At 43.0% G+C, this 1,691-nt stretch carries 3 protein-coding genes; all 3 read right to left on the bottom strand.

From position 1 onward, the window contains the following. The coding region (locus tag KTN04_RS17205) for a calcium-binding protein (RefSeq protein WP_305799504.1) at nucleotides 1–580 on the bottom strand (580 nt) is incomplete at its 3' end. A 278-nt stretch (nucleotides 581–858) separates the two neighbouring features. Continuing rightward, complete coding sequence (locus KTN04_RS16505; RefSeq protein WP_217336320.1) at nucleotides 859–1,422, bottom strand: hypothetical protein; 564 nt, start codon at nucleotides 1,420–1,422, stop codon at nucleotides 859–861. A 23-nt stretch (nucleotides 1,423–1,445) separates the two neighbouring features. Next, nucleotides 1,446–1,691 (bottom strand): hypothetical protein (locus KTN04_RS16500; RefSeq protein ID WP_217336319.1); only part of this gene is annotated, 246 nt, incomplete at its 5' end.

Below are 1,691 nucleotides of genomic sequence, written 5' to 3'. Positions count from 1 at the left end.
GCTGGATGAATTGCTCAATGGCGTGGTACATGATGTCGCGAGCGACGAACCAAGGATAACGCCTTTGGCTTATATGATCATCCGGGATGCGACAATTTAGATCTTCCTCGGTAAGAAACCATAAATCCTGACCATTTCTATAAACGACTGAGTCTCCTGTATTAAATGCGACATCAGTAAATTTAATTACGTCATAACCACCACCGGTGGTAATACCGCCCGCCATATATTTCTTTTCACTTACTGTATCGTTTCCATGTAATAAAAGACCTGAAACGTAATAGTCATCACCTAACCCTCCACGTAAGAGATTATCACCACTTCCACCATCCAGATAATCATTGCCATCATAACCAACCACAAGATCATCGCCGGTTCCACCATACAAATGATCGTTTCCTAAGCCCCCAGATAAAACATCATTACCGCCATTACCGTACAACCAATCATTACCACTTTCGCCGAAGAAGTAATCCACGCCCCCATTGCCATAAAGATAGTCATCTCCTCCGCTAGCGTATGCTTCGGTGAATATTGGATCGGTACTGTAGAATGTGTCGCTACCACTTGTGAAAGACATAATAACCCTCTTTCATTAATAGGAAAATAAATTAACATAAGGGGGATGGACTGCAAAAACACATCCCATGTGGTTCAGCAAAATGCCAACTATTCCAATTTGGCAGAATAATACATAGGTTATTTAGGCAATCCTTGTCAATTTTTTTAAAAGAGAGGGCTATCAGTCCGTAATGTGCAGGCTGTGTGAAAACAACATGTCTGTAAAGGGCCATCTTTTGTAATTCTGGTCACGAGAGCAGCGTTGCAAAAATTACAGGCTTTAGCATTTGCTCTCGATTATGAGTGAAACCATCCTTGGCCTGATCCCTCACGATAAATGCTACTAGCATTAGCATTTGTAAAATCAATCATCATTTCGATGATTTTAAGCGGATCCGTGCCCTTGGATTCCTCGGAGTTATAGAGTGCGAGTCGTTTCTCATCAAGACTTGCGGCCTCTTGCTCAAAAGCATCTCTAAATATATCGAATGACGGGCCTACAATTCGACCTGACGTGGACAGTTTTAAATGACTACTTTCGGGTCCGTTCCTAATAATATCCGAGATATCATAGAAAATAGTGCTTTTCGAAACAGCCATGTCATACGCGATCTTTTCAGCGCTTGATGATTCAGTACTTGCAGCGTTTAGTAGCCGTTGTTGTGCTTCCGTTCTGGGAGCTTTAGCCTCAGTTTCGATGCCAAGCTTTTCCATTAACTCCAATGCTCTATGACTTCCAAGAAGTGTGTCTTCGTAGGCCTTTCGAGCTATTTCATTTTTATTTAACTCGTTCGCTACTTCTTGATAAAAACTGCTATCAGAACCCATCCCAATCGCTTGTTGTGCAGCATTCTCAGCCATGTCCAGATAACCTTGATACTCGCCTAATTCAGCACTGAGAGCTGAGCGCTGCTGGTCAAAATATGCAAGCATATGATTAGCAGATTGACCTTGACGAGTGAGCTCAAGTGCACCCCTGTCAGCCTCAGAAAAAACACCATCTGCATTAAACTGCTCATGCTGTGAAAGATAGGCGTCGCATCCCGGATGATCATATAAGCCAAAGGCGTTATCCTTGGTTCGTCGCTCGCGACATCATGTACCACGCCATTGAGCAATTCATCCAGCAA

Origin of the sequence: Marinobacterium weihaiense (genome assembly GCF_019061305.1) — a bacterium.
In the GTDB taxonomy this organism is placed as follows: domain Bacteria; phylum Pseudomonadota; class Gammaproteobacteria; order Pseudomonadales; family Balneatricaceae; genus Marinobacterium; species Marinobacterium weihaiense.
Note: the sequence above shows the minus strand (reverse complement) of the source record. Positions and strands in the feature narration are given on the sequence as shown.